The sequence below is a fragment of the Corynebacterium sp. H128 genome, from assembly GCF_037482625.1.
GTDB lineage: Bacteria > Actinomycetota > Actinomycetes > Mycobacteriales > Mycobacteriaceae > Corynebacterium.
On sequence record NZ_JBBHKW010000005.1, the window covers coordinates 57,307 to 74,496 of the forward strand.

General features: G+C 59.8%; 18 protein-coding genes. 10 read left to right on the plus strand and 8 right to left on the minus strand.

Annotated elements, in window-relative coordinates:
• Positions 1 to 36 precede the first annotated feature (36 nt).
• Genes WG915_RS06035 through WG915_RS06045 form a run of 3 tightly spaced genes read right to left on the minus strand, consistent with a single transcriptional unit; the run spans position 37 to position 1,678 of the window.
• Positions 37 to 288 carry a hypothetical protein gene (locus WG915_RS06035; protein ID WP_339564479.1) on the minus strand — a complete coding sequence of 84 codons (252 nt, stop codon included), beginning with the start codon at positions 286 to 288 and terminating at the stop codon, positions 37 to 39.
• On the minus strand, positions 276 to 1,244 hold the full coding sequence (locus tag WG915_RS06040) for a serine hydrolase domain-containing protein (protein ID WP_339564480.1): 969 nt from the start codon (positions 1,242 to 1,244) through the stop codon (positions 276 to 278). Before WG915_RS06040 ends, WG915_RS06035 begins: the two co-directional genes overlap by 13 nt.
• Positions 1,241 to 1,678 carry an ArsR/SmtB family transcription factor gene (locus WG915_RS06045; RefSeq protein WP_339564481.1) on the minus strand — a complete coding sequence of 146 codons (438 nt, stop codon included), beginning with the start codon at positions 1,676 to 1,678 and terminating at the stop codon, positions 1,241 to 1,243. The genes WG915_RS06040 and WG915_RS06045 overlap by 4 nt, the downstream gene beginning before the upstream one ends.
• A 144-nt stretch (positions 1,679 to 1,822) precedes the next feature.
• Between WG915_RS06045 and WG915_RS06050 the strand changes: the two genes are divergently transcribed.
• The 3 genes from WG915_RS06050 (at position 1,823) to WG915_RS06060 (ending at position 5,009) form a co-directional block, all read left to right on the plus strand.
• Entirely contained in the window at positions 1,823 to 2,959 is a 1,137-nt protein-coding gene (locus WG915_RS06050) for an HNH endonuclease signature motif containing protein (protein WP_339564482.1), read from the plus strand.
• Between the two features lie 71 nt (positions 2,960 to 3,030).
• Positions 3,031 to 4,104: a tRNA 2-thiouridine(34) synthase MnmA gene (gene mnmA, locus WG915_RS06055; RefSeq protein ID WP_339564483.1), complete on the plus strand. Its 1,074-nt coding sequence runs from the start codon at positions 3,031 to 3,033 to the stop codon at positions 4,102 to 4,104.
• Positions 4,089 to 5,009 (plus strand): methionine synthase, encoded by a 921-nt coding sequence (locus tag WG915_RS06060; RefSeq protein WP_339564484.1) that lies wholly within the window; start codon positions 4,089 to 4,091, stop codon positions 5,007 to 5,009. Before mnmA ends, WG915_RS06060 begins: the two co-directional genes overlap by 16 nt.
• Positions 5,010 to 5,134: 125 nt before the next feature.
• Here WG915_RS06060 and WG915_RS06065 read toward each other — a convergent pair whose 3' ends face one another.
• From WG915_RS06065 to WG915_RS06075, 3 genes are all read right to left on the minus strand, one after another.
• The gene (locus WG915_RS06065; protein WP_339564485.1) at positions 5,135 to 5,659 is read right to left on the minus strand and encodes a carboxymuconolactone decarboxylase family protein; all 525 of its coding nucleotides are present in this window, start codon (positions 5,657 to 5,659) and stop codon (positions 5,135 to 5,137) included.
• Positions 5,660 to 5,729: 70 nt separating this feature from the next.
• Positions 5,730 to 6,326, minus strand: coding sequence for a peroxiredoxin (locus tag WG915_RS06070; protein ID WP_339564486.1), 597 nt, complete (start codon positions 6,324 to 6,326; stop codon positions 5,730 to 5,732).
• A 193-nt stretch (positions 6,327 to 6,519) separates the two neighbouring features.
• Positions 6,520 to 7,191: a 3'-5' exonuclease gene (locus WG915_RS06075; protein WP_339564487.1), complete on the minus strand. Its 672-nt coding sequence runs from the start codon at positions 7,189 to 7,191 to the stop codon at positions 6,520 to 6,522.
• Between the two features lie 74 nt (positions 7,192 to 7,265).
• Between WG915_RS06075 and ligA the strand changes: the two genes are divergently transcribed.
• On the plus strand, positions 7,266 to 9,305 hold the full coding sequence (gene ligA / locus WG915_RS06080; protein WP_339564488.1) for an NAD-dependent DNA ligase LigA: 2,040 nt from the start codon (positions 7,266 to 7,268) through the stop codon (positions 9,303 to 9,305).
• Here the strand turns inward: ligA and WG915_RS06085 are convergent.
• Positions 9,302 to 9,958, minus strand: a complete 657-nt coding sequence (locus WG915_RS06085) for an amino acid-binding ACT domain protein (protein WP_339564489.1) — start codon at positions 9,956 to 9,958, stop codon at positions 9,302 to 9,304. The two genes, ligA and WG915_RS06085, sit on opposite strands and share 4 nt — an antisense overlap.
• A gap of 168 nt (positions 9,959 to 10,126) precedes the next feature.
• Here WG915_RS06085 and gatC point away from each other — a divergent pair, with 168 nt between their 5' ends.
• The 3 genes from gatC to WG915_RS06100 all read left to right on the plus strand — a co-directional run bounded on the left by gatC (position 10,127) and on the right by WG915_RS06100 (position 13,140).
• On the plus strand, positions 10,127 to 10,420 hold the full coding sequence (gatC, locus tag WG915_RS06090; protein ID WP_339564490.1) for an Asp-tRNA(Asn)/Glu-tRNA(Gln) amidotransferase subunit GatC: 294 nt from the start codon (positions 10,127 to 10,129) through the stop codon (positions 10,418 to 10,420).
• 5 nt (positions 10,421 to 10,425) lie between these two features.
• Positions 10,426 to 11,916, plus strand: a complete 1,491-nt coding sequence (gatA, locus tag WG915_RS06095) for an Asp-tRNA(Asn)/Glu-tRNA(Gln) amidotransferase subunit GatA (RefSeq protein WP_339564491.1) — start codon at positions 10,426 to 10,428, stop codon at positions 11,914 to 11,916.
• A 180-nt stretch (positions 11,917 to 12,096) separates the two neighbouring features.
• On the plus strand, positions 12,097 to 13,140 hold the full coding sequence (locus tag WG915_RS06100) for an NAD(P)-dependent alcohol dehydrogenase (protein WP_339564492.1): 1,044 nt from the start codon (positions 12,097 to 12,099) through the stop codon (positions 13,138 to 13,140).
• On the opposite strand, the gene WG915_RS06105 is transcribed toward WG915_RS06100, so the two are convergent.
• Positions 13,137 to 13,457, minus strand: coding sequence for a hypothetical protein (locus WG915_RS06105; protein WP_339564493.1), 321 nt, complete (start codon positions 13,455 to 13,457; stop codon positions 13,137 to 13,139). The genes WG915_RS06100 and WG915_RS06105 overlap by 4 nt on opposite strands.
• A 24-nt stretch (positions 13,458 to 13,481) precedes the next feature.
• On the opposite strand from WG915_RS06105, the gene WG915_RS06110 reads away from it, so the two are divergent.
• From WG915_RS06110 to WG915_RS06120, 3 genes are read left to right on the plus strand one after another with little or no spacing between them, the layout of a single operon-like run.
• Complete coding sequence (locus tag WG915_RS06110) at positions 13,482 to 14,702, plus strand: MFS transporter (protein ID WP_339564494.1); 1,221 nt, start codon at positions 13,482 to 13,484, stop codon at positions 14,700 to 14,702.
• Positions 14,703 to 14,707: 5 nt separating this feature from the next.
• Positions 14,708 to 16,066: a DHA2 family efflux MFS transporter permease subunit gene (locus WG915_RS06115; protein WP_339564495.1), complete on the plus strand. Its 1,359-nt coding sequence runs from the start codon at positions 14,708 to 14,710 to the stop codon at positions 16,064 to 16,066.
• Between the two features lie 46 nt (positions 16,067 to 16,112).
• Complete coding sequence (locus WG915_RS06120) at positions 16,113 to 17,144, plus strand: 6-phosphofructokinase (RefSeq protein ID WP_339564496.1); 1,032 nt, start codon at positions 16,113 to 16,115, stop codon at positions 17,142 to 17,144.
• Positions 17,145 to 17,190 lie beyond the last annotated feature (46 nt).

The window sequence follows — 17,190 nt, forward strand, 5'->3', positions numbered from 1 at the left end:
GCACTATTGACGTCGATTAGCGCGCAGATCCGGCAATTACACTGCCTTGCGGGGCCACATTGAGTATGTCACCAGCGCCCCGGCCGTCACCGCGATCGCCCACCACAGCTGAACCGGGACGGTGGTGAGCCAATTCACCTTGCCCATGGATAGGATCCAGCAGCATAGGGCAACTATCAGGGCATTTGCGATGGCCATACCGGGACTGCGTTTCGGGGTCTTCCAGAACTCCCAAGCCAGCCACAAGACGAGCAATAGTACAAGGATCCAGGAGGTTATGGCTTCCATGACAACATATCCTTTCCGAGTTGATTGACCCACACGCTGGAATCGGTATTGACGAAGGCAGCCTGCTTTCCAGCCGGATCGAACACCAACATGGAGCGGAAGCCGCCGGTGCCGCCGTTGTGTGAGATGTATTCCTCTTCCTGTTTCCAGGTGTACTCCGGCACGCCGTGTGTCATGACGTGAGTGGTGAACTTGGCCATGTCCGCTGGTGTGGAGCGTATCGCGCCAGCGGGGGCGTATCCGTCCATCTCCCAGTTCGCCGTGAGTCGACCACGTTGGTTGAATCCCTGTGGGGCGTCGCTGGCGGTTCCTGGGACTGCGACGTAACTGTCTGTCATTTCCAGTGGAACGAAAATACTCTCCCGGACCAGTTCTTCCCAGGGCTTTCCGGCCTTTTCGGCCAGTAGCTGACCCAGCAGGGCTGCGCCCAGATTGGAATAGGTCTGGGTGCCCTGATTCTTCAGCTTTGCCGCTAGCGCCATGTCAAAGATGTCTTGGCGAGAAACGTCGAGGTAGGGGTTGCGTTCTGTGATAGAAGCAAGTGGGTCGAGTCCGGGGTTGCGGGGGAGCCCAGCTTCATGATTTGCCAGGGATGCCAGGGTGGCTTCGCCGATAGGTGCGCCCTGCGTATCAATGATCTCGGAGACGCGGGTGTCTAGACTGACGTCACCTCGCGCTACCGCCTGACGTAGCAGTTCAGCATTAAAGGTCTTGGTGATGGAGCCGATCTCTATCTCCGTGTTCGCGTCGGCACCAAGGCGAGCGAAGGTCGGCTTATCTCCGGCGATCACGAAGCCGGTGACGTTGTGAGCTCCCTGCGGGGCGTGGTCATGGATGAAAGCGGCGAGTTCGGCGTCGCCGGTTTGGTCGTCGGAAAGCTGGACGCGGTGCGGACCCAGCAAGATCAGTGCGGCGGTGACCATGAGGCCGCACAGTGTGGCGAATAGCTTCTTCATCGGTGGTCCTCACTGGAGGCGACGATGGTCAAGAGCGGCACGACGCGGGCTGGGGGAACCTCGAAATGGCCGTCGCGTTTGCGAACCCAACCTGCCGACTGTAGTGCGCCGAGGTGATGGTAGGCAGTGCCTGTCGACGACAGCCCGGCTGTCACCAATTCCGCAACTGAAGCAGGTCCTTCGAGTAAGCGGCGCAGGATCGTATGTCGGATCGGATGGGCGAGGGCAGATATGCGCTCGAGTGCATCGTCAAAGATTTCATCGGTCAAGAATTGCGCTGGGCGGGCCCACTCGTACACGAAGTGCCGGGAGCCAACCGTGACATCGCCACTGAATTGTACGATGCCACCTTCGTACGTCGGTGGACTCTGCTGCTCCAGCTTGTTGAGGCGTTCCTCGAGTTCCTGCAGCTTCTTATGAACTTCAGAATCCATAATTCTAAAAATACAGAAAAATGGAAAGTTGTGCTTAGGGATGTGCGACTTCCGTGCTTGCGTCCGTTGGCGTTTAGTTCTAATTAGCTATTGTGTTCTACTTTTGTTCTGCTATAATGGGAGTAGAACTACGGGGGTGGGGAAATGATTGCTACAGCTAACAAAGCTATTGAGCGCGAGCTTATCGACGGCACAGGCTTCGATTCTTTTGGCGAACTCTTAGCGCTAAAGGAATCAATCGCCCGCCTAGAAACCGAGATGGCGCGTGGCCGGGAAGTCTACGAGCTTGTCGATGCCGGACTATCCCGGCCCACAGCGCGGAGGCTTGAGCTTAGGGCTTCCTATTTATGGTCGGAAGGTGTTTCGGTCGAGCATCAAGATCTCATCCTGTCGGCCTTGGAGAAGCTTTCTGGCAGCTCGCCTCGTAGGCAGGAGATCGATGACCTGGGTGCTGCAGCGGCGTTGGAGTCCACACCTCAAGCAACATACAAATATGTCAAGCAGCTGGTGCGTGATGAAAATGAAGCGCTCGCGTGTGATCCTGGAGAGGCGCATCGCCAACGGCGCTTCGCGATGCGCCAACAAGACGAACATGGCGGATGCCTGTTCAACGGCTATGCGCCCGCAGCGACAGCTGCGCTGTTGCAGGCGCTGCTGGATCAGGCGTATCGCGCAGATGACAATGGGAAAGCGGAACACCGCACAGTTGCGCAGCGCAGCTTTGATGCCTTTGACATGGTGGTGAAGTGGGCGTCCTCGGATCGTCGCATTGCTACAGGGCACGCTTCGTTGGTCGTATCGATCACTGAAGGCGACGGCTTCGACTGGCGCGCCAATTTCGCCACAAATGCCGGCATTGATCTCAACCTTTTCGATATTGACATGCTGCGCGACGATCGAATAACCGACTATATCGTGGTGCACGAGCGCAACGGAGCGATCAAAACGCTTGTCACTGCACAGCGATGCGCCAACTTCCACCAAAGGGTGAGCTTGATTGCCCGAGACCTCGTCTGCCACCACCCAGGCTGTGACGTTCCGGCCAGTCGATGTGAAGCAAACCATGTAACCGCTTGGAATCGAGGTGGAGCGACCTCCATCGAAAACCTAGGATTCCTCTGCCGGGATTATCACAGGCGCAACGATGACAACAAGATCCGAAGACACATGGATATGTTCGGTGGCGTGCCGTGGTGGGTAGATGACGAAGGGAGAGCAAGGAGGAATCGCTCACCGGCTGCGCAGCGTGCCGGCGCTAGGAGAGTTACAGATCCCGAGTGAGAACCTCGCTGACCGTCCATTTAGCATGCGAGGAATCAGCGACTAAGCTGTGAGCCCTGAAAGGGGAAACGATGCGAGTTTTAGCAGCAATGAGTGGTGGCGTCGATAGCGCAGTGGCGGCTGCACGTGCGGTGGAGGCTGGACACGACGTCGTCGGCGTGCACCTGGCGCTCTCCCGCGACCCGCAGGCAGTGCGCGAATCCTCCCGTGGCTGCTGTTCACTGGAGGATTCAGCCGATGCACGCCGAGTGTGTGACAAGCTCGGTATCCCGTTTTATGTATGGGACTTTTCGGACCGCTTTAAAGAAGACGTGATCGATGACTTTGTCCAGTCTTACGAAGCCGGCGAAACCCCGAATCCCTGCCTGCGCTGCAACGAGAAGATCAAGTTCCGCGCACTGCTAGAGCGCGCACGTGCACTAGGCTTCGATGCCGTCGCCACCGGCCACTACGCCAAGATCATCGACGGACACCTGCGCCGCGGCGACGACCCTCAAAAGGACCAGTCCTATGTGCTCGGCGTGCTCACCCGCGACGAGCTCGACCACTGTATGTTCCCGGTTGGGGATACCCCTAAGCCATTGATTAGGGAGGAAGCCGCTCGGCACGGGTTCTCGGTGGCAAAGAAGCCGGATTCCTACGACATCTGCTTCATCCCCGATGGCAACACCCAGGCCTTCCTGGGCAAACACATCGGCATGCGCCCGGGACTCGTGAAGGATTTGGATGGCAATGTGCTGAAAGAGCACCAAGGCATCCACGAGTTCACCATCGGCCAGCGCAAGGGCCTCGACATCAAACAGCCCGCTGCCGATGGTAAACCGCGCTATGTCACCGACATCAACGCCGCCACCGGGGAAGTGACCGTCGGTTCGCGCGCGGACCTTTCGGTAACGGGCATCACCGCAGACCGGCTTAAAAGGCTGCACCCAGCGATGACGGGTGAGATCGAGTGCCAGGTTCAAGTGCGTGCGCACGGGGAAGTCGTCCCATGCACCGCGCTTATCGACGCCGATTCCATGCAACTCACCCTGCATCAACCACTCCAAGGAGTCGCGCGCGGACAGGCAGCCGTGCTGTATCTGCCGGACTCGGACGGAGACATTGTGCTCGGATCGGGAACAATCTCATGCACTTCGCACTAGGTCCACTGCCCGGCACCTCCATGCGCGAAGCGGCGGAGGTGATCGCTGGTGAATGCTCGGTGCTGGCTATCCCGCAATTGCCGCAGCGCGGGGTCGGGTCTGATGCGGTTGGGCGCACCTGCGGTGTGCTGCCGTTCAACGTGGACGTAAGTCCCCGTTCCTGGCGCTTGGTCAACCGACCGCAACTGGTAACGCGTCGCGTGTGGGACCGGCTAGAAGCAGATCTAGATACGTGTGAAGAGGTTTGGGGCTCCTCGATTGACACCGTGAAGGTTCAGGTGGTGGGGCCATGGACCCTTGGAGCGGTGCTCGAGCTACCTAACGGGCACCGTGCGATAACCGATCGTGGTGCGATGCGGGATATTCGCGAAGGGTTGGCACACGGATTGGCGGACCACGTCGCGGACGTACGGAATCGTTTCCGTGCTGAGGTGCTAGTTCAGGCAGACGAACCACTGTTGGGTGCGGTTACTTCTGGGGGAGTAACGGGCATCACCCAGTGGGAAACTATCCCAGCCGTGCCTGAGCCAGAGCTGCTTGACTGTGACATCCTGCAGCTCTCAGATCCGCTCTGGCAGCTGCGCGCACCGCAAATTCTAGTGGATCGCACCTTGATTTCTGGCTCGGCTAACCTCGACGGCTTCGGGATGATGGTTTCCGACGGGGTGCGCGTGGGACTCGGCATCGCGCCGGCCCGCGTCGATGAGCTGGGGGAAAGGCCACGCGGAGTGGCTGTGGAACTGGCACGGCTGTGGGATGAGCTCGCATTGTCTCGCGAGTTATTGGCTGACGTGGATGTGTATCCGGTGGGCGTCGAGAAGCTGACCTTGGCTGATGCCGGTGCTGCGCTGCGCTTTGCGCGGGTGGTGTCGGAGATGCTGACGCGCGATGCAGGGGACCTTTAGTTGGTGTGCGGGGTGTCCCAATCCTTGGTCTCGGGTCATAGAAAACTCCCCACCAGTTAGACTCTGATTTCTCAGTCCAACTAATGGGGAGCTAGTGTGACGCGGTTCAGCTGTAAGGGCCGTGCTTAGCGAGCGTCCTGGATCTGGATTGCCTGTGCCACTGCGTTGACAACGGCGCCGATCTTGACGGCCTCCCAGACCTGCTCCTTGGTGAGGCCTTCAGCCTTCACGGTCTCGGCGTGGGAAACGAGGCAGGCCTCGCAGCCGTTCATTGCGGACACGGTGATGGACCACAGTTCGAAGTTGGCCTTCTCCACGCCTGGGTTGGAGATGATGTTCATGCGCAGGCCCATTTTGACGTTGGTGTAATCCTCACCCAGCATGTGGCGGGAGCGGTACGCAACATTGTTCATTGCCATGACGGTAGCGGCGCCGAAAGCGGACTCGAGGGCTGCTTCGGAAAGGTGTCCCTTGGCCTCATCGACGATCTCGGAGATCACGGTCTCGTTTTTGGTTGCAGCAGCTGCCGCAACGAGTGCGCCCCAGAGCTGTTCTTCGTTCAGCTCGGTGGAACGGGCAAGGGAACCGATGTTCAGCTTCTGGTCCTTGGCGTACTCGGGCAGGGCGTTCTTCAGGTTATCGATAGACATATTTGACTCCTTTTAGGTAAAAGTGAACCCCGCCGCCAACGGGTGGGCAGGCGGGGTAGAAGGGAAGACCTTACTTCAGGGCTTCCTGTACTTCGGCGAACTTGTCGATGTTCTTGGTTGGGTCGTTTGCCTGCCAGTTGCAAGCGCAAACCTCTTCGGACTGCAGTGCGTCGAGGACGCGGAGGACCTCGTCTACGTTGCGGCCGACTGCATCTGGGGTCACGGAGACAAACTGGATGATGCCGTCTGGGTCAACGATGTAGGTCGCGCGGTCTGCAACGCCGTTGGCATTCTCGACGCCGAGTTCCTTGATGAGCTCGTGCTTGATGTCGGAGAACATTGGGAACGGAACGGTCTTGAGTTCTGGGTGGGTTGCGCGCCAGTTGAAGTGTGCGAACTCGTTATCGATGGAGCCGCCGAGGACCTGGGTGTCGCGGTCCTGGAACTCTTCGTCCAGCTTGCCAAAGGCAGCGATCTCGGTTGGGCACACGAAGGTGAAGTCCTTCGGGTAGAAGAAGATTACCTTCCACTTGCCGGGGTAGGAATCGAGGGAAACCTCTTCGAAGTAATCCTCAGGCTGTGCGGCGTTGACCTCGTGGAGGTCGCCACCCTTGAGTGCGGTGAGCTTGAACTCTGGGAACTTATCGCCAATGGTCATCAGTGCCATGTGAAATCCTCCTGGATTAGTGTTTTGTGTGCCAGTCGAAGTGTGTGCTTCGAACTTGATAGCCATTATGCCCGCCTTCCCATGGCCCGGCAAGAGTTTCACCCTTTGGGTGTGTTTAATCAGGATAGGAATAGGTTATGATATGGACTGGCCTGCACGGAAAGGTAAAGCTAATCAATTGGAACGTGGGTGATTAGCTTTGCATGGGCCAGGAGAGGTTCACCGAACTGGCGTCCTCACCCTTGCCTTCCAGATAGCGCTTGAAGCTGTCTTGAGCCTTGTAATAGCCCACGGCCTGGAACTCCATCAGTTCCTCCCAAGGCAGAGTGCCAAGCTCAGGCCACTGGTGAACCTGTTTCCACGCGATGCGAGCAGCTGCGAGCGCATCGGAGGTGGCCTCGTGCGCGTTGCCCAATTTGACGTCGTAAAGCTGGCACAAATCGGTGAGGGTGCGCTTGCCCCGGCGGTAGGGGTCCTTCACTTTGTCGATGACATAAGGATCATAAACGGGACCGCTAACCACAAAACCGGGACGTAGCTGTCCCAAGACGGTGAGGTCATAGGAAGCGTTGAAAACGATCAGCGTCAGCCCATCCGACCAACCCTGCTCGATCGCAGCGATGGTGTCGCTGAGTACATCCTCGTGAGGTCGACCATGTTCGCGGGCGTGTTCCGTGGTGATGCCGTGCACGCGCTGCGCGCCCTCAGGAATTTCCACGCCCGGATCCGCCAGGTGTTCCTGCGCGGTGACCTCTTTCCCCTCAATTCGGACCAAAGCCGAGGTCACGATGCGCGCCTCGAAAGGGTTGGCTGCGGTGGTTTCCAGGTCAAAGGAGAGCATGCGCTGTGGACTAAAGGAGTTCATGATGTTGACTTTAGACGTTGCCACCGGACATGGGGTGCCCCCAAGCGTTCGAAGCGGAAGTATCATAGACAGCCGTGACTGAGAATAATGCGGAACTGCGGCGGCGCTGGGACGAACTTGCAGGCGAGGTGCGTCGGCACCGCGACCTGTATTACAACGACACGCCCGCAATTCCCGACGCCGACTTCGACGCCCTCTTCCAGCAGCTGCAACAACTAGAGGCTGCGCACCCTGAGCTGGCGGTGCCAGAATCCCCAACCATGGAGGTAGGCGCCCCGGCTGCAGCGAGTAGCAGCTTCGCAAACGTGGCGCATCTCGAGCGGATGATGAGCCTGGATAACGTTTTTGACGAAGCCGAGCTCTCCGATTGGCTCGCGCGCACCCCTGCCAAGCGTTATCTCACCGAGCTGAAAATCGACGGCCTCTCCATCGACCTCGTCTACCGCGCGGGCCGCTTCGAGCGCGCCGCAACGCGTGGCGACGGCAGAGTCGGCGAAGACGTAACGGAAAATGCCCGCGTTATCGAGGACATTCCGGCGCAACTCACTGAAACGTCGGAATATCCCATCCCTGAACTCCTGGAGGTGCGCGGCGAGGTATTCATCGCTGTGGCGGACTTCTCGGATGTGAACGCGCAGCGCATTGAAGAAGGCGGCAAGCCCTTCGCTAACCCTCGCAACGCGGCCGCCGGCTCCCTGCGCCAAAAGAACCCCGCAGATGTGAAGAAGCGCCGCTTGCGCATGATCTGTCACGGCATCGGCGCCCTCGAAGGCTTCACCCCGGAGAGCCAGCACGACGCCTACGTTGCTCTTAAAGCCTGGGGGCTGCCGGTATCTGACTACACCGAGGCAGTGAGTTCTCCAGCCGAGGTGCTGAAGAAAGTGAAGTACTGGGCGGAGCACCGGCACGACGCGAGCCATGAAATGGATGGGTTGGTCGTCAAAGTCGATGATCTGGCCTCCCAACGCGCACTCGGCGCTACCGCCCGCGCGCCCCGCTGGGCAATTGCCTACAAATACCCGCCGGAGGAAGTCACCACCAAGTTGCTCGATATTCAGGTCGGTGTCGGTCGCACCGGTCGGGTCACTCCCTTTGCAGTGATGGATCCGGTTCTGGTGGCTGGTTCGACGGTCTCCATGGCCACGCTGCATAATCCGAGCGAGGTTAAGCGCAAGGGAGTGTTGATCGGAGATACGGTGGTGATCCGCAAAGCGGGTGAAATCATTCCTGAGGTGCTGGGGCCGATTGTCGAGAAGCGGGACGGCACGGAGACCGAGTACGTCTTCCCAAGCACCTGCCCCGAGTGTGACGCGGTGCTCGCGCCGAGCAAGGAAGGGGACGCCGACTGGCGCTGCCCCAACACTCAATCCTGCCCGGGCCAGCTCGGGGCGCGGTTGACGTACTTGGCAGGCCGCGGTGCCTTCGACATTGAGGCGCTCGGGGAGAAAGGGGCTCACGACCTGATCCGCTCCGGCGTGCTTATCGACGAAGCTGGCCTCTTCGACCTCACGGAGGAGGATCTGAAGAAGACCAGCGTGTACACCACCAAAGCTGGGGCGGTGAACGCCTCGGGAAAGAAGCTGCTGAAGAACCTGGCGGAATCCAAGAACACGGAGCTGTGGCGCGTCCTCGTTGCGTTGTCGATCCGCCACGTGGGTCCGACTGCCGCGCGCGCCCTGGCCAAGCGTTATACCTCGATGGAGAATCTGCGCGCAGCTTCGGTCGCGGAGCTGGCTACCACTGAGGGGGTCGGGATGATCATCGCCCAGTCCTTCCAGGAATGGTTTGAGCTGGATTGGCATCGCAACATCGTCGCTCGCTGGGAGGCCGCGGGCGTGAGCATGGCAGACGAGATCAGTGAGCTGCCGGAGCAGGTACTCGCCGGCCTCACGATCGTGGTGACCGGCACGCTGGACAACTACTCCCGAGACTCCGCAAAAGAGGCCATCGTCAGTCGTGGCGGGAAGTCATCCGGTTCGGTGTCCAAGAAAACGGACTATGTGGTGGTGGGGGAAAACGCTGGTTCCAAGGAAACGAAGGCTCGCGAGCTAGGATTGAGAATTCTGAGTGAGGCGGAATTCACCCGGCTGCTGGAAAGCGGCTCCGCAGACTAGTTCAGGATCGACCCGACGATGTTGCACAGCATCCCGACCTGTTCGACCTCAGTGGCGAGGAAATCGGGGCCACCGGGACGACCGACTACTAGCATCATGTCGGTCTTTCCGATGGGCGCGGCGCACAGCGACGCATCGAGCATCCGCCAGGATTCGGGAACCCAGTCCTCCTCCTCGCGAAGGATGCGCGCAGTAGCAACGTCAGCGTGCGGTGGGTTGGTGCCGTCATCTTCTGGTGCTGCGCTGGATGCCGCGATCCGGGACATCCGCTCCGCGTTTTCCAACACAATTGCCCAGCCGGAAGTCATGGTTCGTGGCAGCACGTCCACAAAGTCTGCCATGGCCTGATTGCGTTTGCGCTGGTGTTGCGAGACCGTCGCGAGCATCTCAATCTGTCCACGTCGATCCACCCGGCCAGAGAAGGGGCGAATCGAATCGACCTGGACGCCCGGAATTGCCTGGGCTGCGGTGATGATGCTGTCCGGGAGGGTACCTGCGGGCAGGGAAACGACGATGTCATCGGTGACCAGGTCACCGTTCGCCTCCACGACATCCACGGACTCGATATTGCCGCCCATGGTTCCCATTGCATCAGCCAGCTTGCCGAGGCTACCTGGCATGTCAGGAATCATGACACGAATGAGGTAGGACATTTCTGATGCCGCCTTTCGCGGATAGATAACACAGCTTTACAACTATAACGCTCGTCACTTATCAAATGTTCCATGTTGCCCTCTGGGGTAGCCTGCAGCCCCGGTCGGCTACACTTTTCGGGTAGCGTTTAATGCAGTACTAAAGCCCAATTGAATGGAGTTACGCTCGTGCCTGAAATTTCGCGCGAAGAGGTCGCTCACCTGGCAAAACTTTCTCGACTCGCCCTGAGTGATGAAGAGCTGGACATGTACGCAGCTCAAATCGATGGCATCATCGCCAACGTCAGTGCAGTCGGCAAAGTTGCTGCCGAGGGAGTCCAGCCAATGAGCCACCCACACGACATCGAAACCACCATGCGTGCCGACGTCGTAGAAAAGACGCTCACCGCAGAGCAGGCCCTTGACCAAGCGCCAGACGTAGCCGAGCAGCGATTCGTCGTGCCACAGATTTTGGGGGAGTAAAGAACATGAGCAAATACCTAGTTGGTGGCGAAGGATCCTCCGAGCTGACCACCATGACCGCGGCACAGCTCGCGGATAAGATCCACTCCCGCGAGGTCTCCTCGGTTGAGGTAACCCAGGCACACCTGGATCGCATCTCGGCAGTCGATGGTGAACTGCATGCGTTCTTGCATGTGGGTGCAGATGCTGCGTTGGCCGCGGCTGCGGACGTCGATAAGCGCATTGCAGCCGGTGAGGTGCAATCTGCACTCGCTGGTGTGCCGCTGGCGCTAAAAGACGTGCTGACCACTACCGACGCGCCCACCACGTGTGCCTCCAAGATGCTCGATGGCTACATCAGCCCTTACGACGCTACCGTCACTCGTAAGATCCGCGAGGCGGGAATCCCGATCCTCGGTAAGACCAACATGGACGAATTCGCCATGGGCTCGTCCACCGAAAACTCTGCCTACGGTCCCACCAAGAACCCGTGGGATCTGGAGCGCACCCCGGGTGGTTCCGGTGGTGGATCCTCCGCCGCGCTGGCCTCCGGCGAATCTCCATTGGCCATCGGCACCGACACTGGCGGCTCCATCCGCCAGCCAGCCGCACTGACCAACACCGTTGGTGTTAAGCCGACCTACGGCACCGTGTCTCGCTACGGCCTAGTAGCTTGTGCATCTTCCCTGGATCAGGCCGGTCCCACCGCCCGTACGGTGCTTGACACCGCGCTATTGCACGAGGTCATCGCTGGCCACGACAAGTTCGATGCCACCTCCGTTGACCGTGCAGTCGCCCCTGTGGCGGCAGCGGCCCGCGAAGGCGCTAACGGCGACCTCAAGGGCGTACGCATCGGCGTGGTCAAGCAATTCGACCGCGAGGGCTGGCAGCCGGGCGTGCTCGAGCAATTCCACGCCGCCGTCAAGCAGCTGCAAGAGCAGGGCGCAGAGGTAGTGGAAGTGGACTGCCCGCACTTCGACGACGCCCTCGCCGCCTACTACCTGATCCTGCCGTGCGAAGTGTCCTCAAACCTCGCGCGTTTCGACGGCATGCGTTACGGCCTGCGTGTTGGCGACGACGGCACCCGCTCCGCGGACGAAGTCATGGCACTTTCGCGCGCGGAGGGTTTTGGTCCTGAGGTGAAGCGCCGCATCATCCTGGGCACCTACGCGCTCTCTGTGGGTTACTACGACGCCTACTACATCCAGGCACAGCGCGTGCGTACGCTGATTGCGCAGGACTTTGCTGCGGCCTACGAAAAGTGCGACGTACTGGTTTCACCAACCACGCCAACCACCGCCTTCAAACTGGGCGAAAAGGTCTCCGATCCGATGGCGATGTACAACTTCGACCTATGTACCCTGCCGCTGAACCTCGCTGGACTGTGTGGCATGTCCCTGCCTGCCGGTTTAGCTTCGGATACTGGCTTGCCGACTGGTCTGCAGATCATGGCACCAGCTTTTGCCGATGACCGTCTGTACCGAGTTGGCGCAGCGTTTGAGGCTGGGCGCGCGTAGTTGCGTTTTGGGGTTTGCGTGAACCCCTTTTGCCGAACTTCCCTGGATGTCAGTCGTTTTCATTAACGATGACCAGGGAAGTTCGGCATTTGTGGTTCGGTGTTTGCGCTGAAGCCAACACGCCAATTGAAAACAAATGCATTTATGCAGCTCGGAGTGTGAAAACCTACACTGGCCCCCATGACTATTGAGACCAAAGTCCTCCAGAAGACCAGCCCTGAGGCGCCATTTCAGGTAGCTACGATTCAGCGCCGTGATCCTCGCGAGGATGACGTCGTGATCGACATCAAAGCCGCCGGGATCTGCCACTCCGATATCCACACCATCCGCAACGAGTGGGGCGAGGCGCACTTCCCGCTCACTGTGGGTCATGAGATCGCAGGTGTGGTGTCCCAGGTCGGCGAGAAGGTTAGCAAGTGGCAGGTAGGCGACCGGGTTGGCGTCGGCTGCCTGGTCAACTCCTGTGGCGAATGCGAGCAATGCCAGGCAGGCTATGAGAACAACTGCCTAAACGGTGCCGTGGGAACTTACAATTCCGAGGACGTCGATGGCACCATCACCCAGGGTGGCTATGCCCAGAAAGTGGTGGTCAATGAGAGGTTCTTATGCCGCATCCCGGAGGAACTAGACTTTGATGTCGCCGCGCCACTGCTGTGCGCGGGCATTACCACCTATTCGCCGCTGGCCGCCTGGAAGGTGGAAGCAGGGCAACAGGTGGCCGTTTTGGGACTCGGCGGCCTCGGCCACATGGGCGTGCAGATCGCCGCTGCAAAAGGCGCCGAAGTAACCGTGTTGAGCCGCAGCCTCAAGAAGGCCGAGAAAGCCAAGGAGCTCGGCGCGGTGCGCACTCTAGCCACAACCGAGGAGGGCTTCTTCCAGGAGCACCGCGGCGAATTCGACTTCATTCTGAACACGATTAGCGCTGACATTGATCTCGATGCTTATCTAAAGCTGCTCAAGCCACGTGGCGTGATGGCTGTGGTCGGCTTGCCTCCCGAGAAGCAAGCGCTGAGCTTCGGTTCACTGATCATGGGGAGCAAGGTGCTCACCGGCTCCAACATCGGTGGCATCCGGGAGACCCAGGAAATGCTCGATTTCTGTGCGGAGCATGGGTTTGGCGCGGTGATCGAGAAGATCGCGGTGCAGGACGTCGATAAGGCTTATGACCGCGTGGTCGCTGGCGACGTCCAGTTCCGCTTCGTCATCGATACAGCTACCTTCTAGCGGATATCAGAGAGCACGCACGCGGCGCCTGAGGCTACCGTCGTCACCAGTAGGACGGCTGGCCAGGCGCCGATCTTCTTTGCTAGGGGATGGGATGCCCCGAAAGCCCCAAGGTAGGTGGCGGTGAGTGCTGCGGTGGTTACTGGCCCCTGCTTGGCGAGCCAGGAGCGGCCTGCCCAGATTCCAGCGGCCGCGAGCACCACGCCACCGAGAGGCCGGATGCCGGTTTCGCGGGCGGTGATCCAGCCGCCGATGAGTCCGGTGGCGATAATCGATGCAGTGTTGACGTCTGTTGCGTCCTTCGTCTTGAATTCCATGGCCCCCAATGTAGTCTCATTTTTGTGAGCGCAAAGGGCAACCAAGCTGTGGCCATTTACCTGGCGAGTGCCGGTACCTCCATGTTCGGTAACGCCGTGGCCAATATCGTGTGGCCGTGGCTGGTGCTCGAACGCACCGGGGACCCCGCCGCCGCCGGATTGGTGGCTACATGTATAGCCCTGCCTGCTATTGCAGTTGCCGTGCTGGGAGGGCACCTGATTGACAGCGTGGGCCGACAGCGGATGAGCATCATTTCGGACATCATTAGCGGACTCTCCGTCATCGCCTTGATTATGGTGGGCCAATCCTTAGGTCTTGATCTGTGGTGGTTTATCGCCATCGGCATTCTCGGCGCCGTTGGCGATGTTCCCGGCATGGCGGCGCGCGCAGCGCTGGTCGGGGACGTTTCTGTCACTTCTGGGATGAGCGTGGAGAAGATTTCCGGCGCGAACCAATCCGTCATGGGCGTGATGTTCTTGCTCGGTCCGGCGGTCGCGGGCTTTCTGATGCAAGTGTTGCCGATCGAGGCCGTGCTATGGATCACTGCCGCATGCTCCTTGCTTGCGGCCGCTCTTACCGCCATGCTGCGCCTGCGCGCTCGCTCCGCGGACCCCACAGCAGATCAGCTCAGTGGGGTCCGCGCCTGGCGCTCTGTGCTCAGTAGCGCCCCAGTCCGGTTGCTGGTGGTGGTGATGTTTGTCTCCACGGCACTGATCAGCCCCTATCTCAGCGTGCTCCTGCCAGCACACTTCCAGAAGGTCGCTCAGCCGGCGCTACTGGGCATTTCTCTGTCGGCCTATGCGGTAGGGATGATTGCGGGCGGCGGCCTGGTTGCGGTGGTCGGCGCTGCTTATCGACGCCGGCTCTGGACCACCAGCATGCTGTTGATCACCGGTGGGTTCCTGGGACTCGGATTTCTCCAGCACACCGCTGCCGTGCTGATCGGGATGGTGCTGGGAGGTCTATCGATCGGCCTCATCGGCCCACTGCAGATGGTGTTGGTGACGGAGAATATCGCGGAAAGCGTGCGCGGCCGGGCGTTCTCCCTGTTTAGCGCGATCAATTTGTTCGCCGCGCCCATCGGCCTCTCACTGGCGACCCTCTTCCTGGCGCGTGCGAGCATTTACCAGGTAGCAGCGGTTATCGCGGCGCTGTGGGTACTCGCCGGCGGGTGGGCGCTGCTGCGCGGTTTGCAGGTGCTGCCACGCTATGTTGCGCTGGAGGAGCCAGTGCCTGCAGAGTAGTACGAATGAACCAGACTCAATCCGAGCTGCGGGGCGCCTGGAAAGCGTTGGCAGCGTTGTGCACCGGCTTCTTCATGATCCTGCTGGATCAGACGATTGTGGCCGTCGCGACGCCGGCGCTGCAGGCGGAACTGGGCGCAGGATTGGGCGGTGTGGTCTGGGTGACCTCAATCTATCTGCTGGCCTACGCCGTTCCGTTGCTGGTGACTGGCCGACTCGGGGATCGCTTCGGGCAGCGAAACCTTTACGTCGCCGGCATGGCGGTATTTACGGTGAGCTCCTTGGCCTGTGGCCTCGCTCCGTCCATCGAGCTGCTCATCCTAGCGCGGTTGGTGCAGGGCCTAGGGGCCTCCTTGCTTACCCCGCAGTCAATGAGCGTGATCAACCGGGTGTTTCCGCGCGAGAAACGCGGCGCAGCCATGGGAGTATGGGGAGCAGTGGCAGGCCTGGCCTCGCTGATCGGTCCGGTATTGGGCGGTCTGATCGTCGGCACCGTCGGCTGGCAGTGGATCTTCTTCCTCAATGTTCCCGTGGGCGTGTTGTGCATAGCGATGGTGCTTGCTTGGGTGCCTGACCTGCACGCCACCGCCTCGCGTATCGACGTCCTCAGTGTCCTCACCATCATCCCTGCGATGTTCCTTGTGGTGTTCTCCCTGCAAGAGGGGCCGAATTTCGGCTGGGCGTGGTGGCTGCTGCTCGGGCTGGTGCTGGGTCTTTTGCTGCTGCTCGGCTTCGTGTGGCTGCAATCTCGTGCGGCTCATCCGCTGGTGCCACTGCAGCTGTTTAGCAACTCGAACTTTTCACACGGTGCGTTCTCCATCTTCACCATGGGATTTGCGGTGGCTGGAACGATGCTGCCGATCATGATGTATCTCCAACAGGGCAGGGGAATGTCTGCCGAGCGGGCAGGGCTGATGCTGGTTCCGATGGCCTTGCTCTCGGGTTTCTTCGCCCCAATCGTGGGACGGCTGGCGGATCGTTTGCACCCGCGCGTGCTGTCGATGCTGGGGTTCGGGTTGATGGTCGCGTCGATGCTGAGCCTGGTGCTGATCATGCGGGATTCGGTGCCAGTGGGGTGGATGTTTGCGGGTTCCGCCCTGCTGGGGCTGGGGAATGCTTGTGTGTGGTCGCCGAACGCTGCCACTACGATGCGAGACATGGACGTCGCTTTGCTGGGGGCTGCTTCTGGGGTGTACAACACCTCGCGGCAAGTTGGCGCAGTGGTGGGCTCGGCAGCTATCGGTGCTGCTATGCAGGTGTTTGTGCAGCACACTAGTGTGGCAAATGCCATGGGATTGGCGATGATTGTCCCCATGGTGGTGCTAATCCTTGGTTTTGTGAGCGTGTCCCGCTTTAAGGCTTAAGGGACTCAACCAGACAGCGGCGGGGGAGCTGACTACTATGGGGCTCATGCGAATTGCGACTCTTACCTCTGGTGGCGACTGCCCCGGCCTCAACGCGGTTATCCGCGGCATTGTCCGTACTGCTTCTTCGGAGTTTGGCTCTACAGTTGTGGGCTATGAAGACGGCTGGGTCGGACTCATGGAAGATCGCCGAGTTCAGTTGTATGACGACGCCAACATCGACAAGATTCTGCTGCGTGGCGGCACCATATTGGGCACCGGTCGGTTACATCCGGACAAGTTCATGGCCGGCCTGGATACCATCAAAGCCAACCTAGAAGATGCCGGCGTGGACGCGTTGATCGCCATCGGTGGTGAAGGCACACTCAAGGGCGCCAAGTGGCTGTCGGACAATGGTATCCCTGTGATTGGTGTGCCAAAGACCATCGATAATGACGTCAACGGCACCGACTACACTTTTGGTTTCGACACCGCAGTTGCAGTGGCTACCGACGCCATCGATCGTCTCCACACCACGGCAGAATCCCACAACCGCGTGATGATCGTGGAGGTCATGGGGCGCCACGTCGGCTGGATTGCGCTGCATGCCGGAATGGCCGGCGGTGCGCACCACATCGTGATCCCCGAGGTGCCCTTCAACATCGAGGCGATTGCTAAGCAAATGGAGCGTCGCTTCCAGATGGGCGAAAAATACGGCATTATCGTCGTTGCAGAAGGCGCGCTGCCGGAAGAAGGCACGATGGACTTCGATGAGGGCTCTGAGGATCAGTATGGGCATAAGACCTTTAACGGCATCGGCCAAGTGATCGCCGACGAAATTAACCAGCGTCTTGGTCACGACGTCCGCACGACCGTGCTGGGGCACATCCAGCGAGGTGGCACCCCAACCGCCTTTGACCGGGTATTGGCAACGCGCTATGGCGTTCAGGCCGCACGCGCTGCCCACCGTGGCGAGCGTGGCAAGTGTGTGGCGTTGCACGGTGAGCACATTGAACTCATCGATCTCGAGGAAGCAGTGGGCACGTTGAAGAAGGTTCCGCTCCGGCGTTATGAAACTGCACGCGCTTTGTTCGGCTAGTTGCAGCCCCAAGCGCCCCGGCTGCTGAGTTCTTAGTAGACTGTTC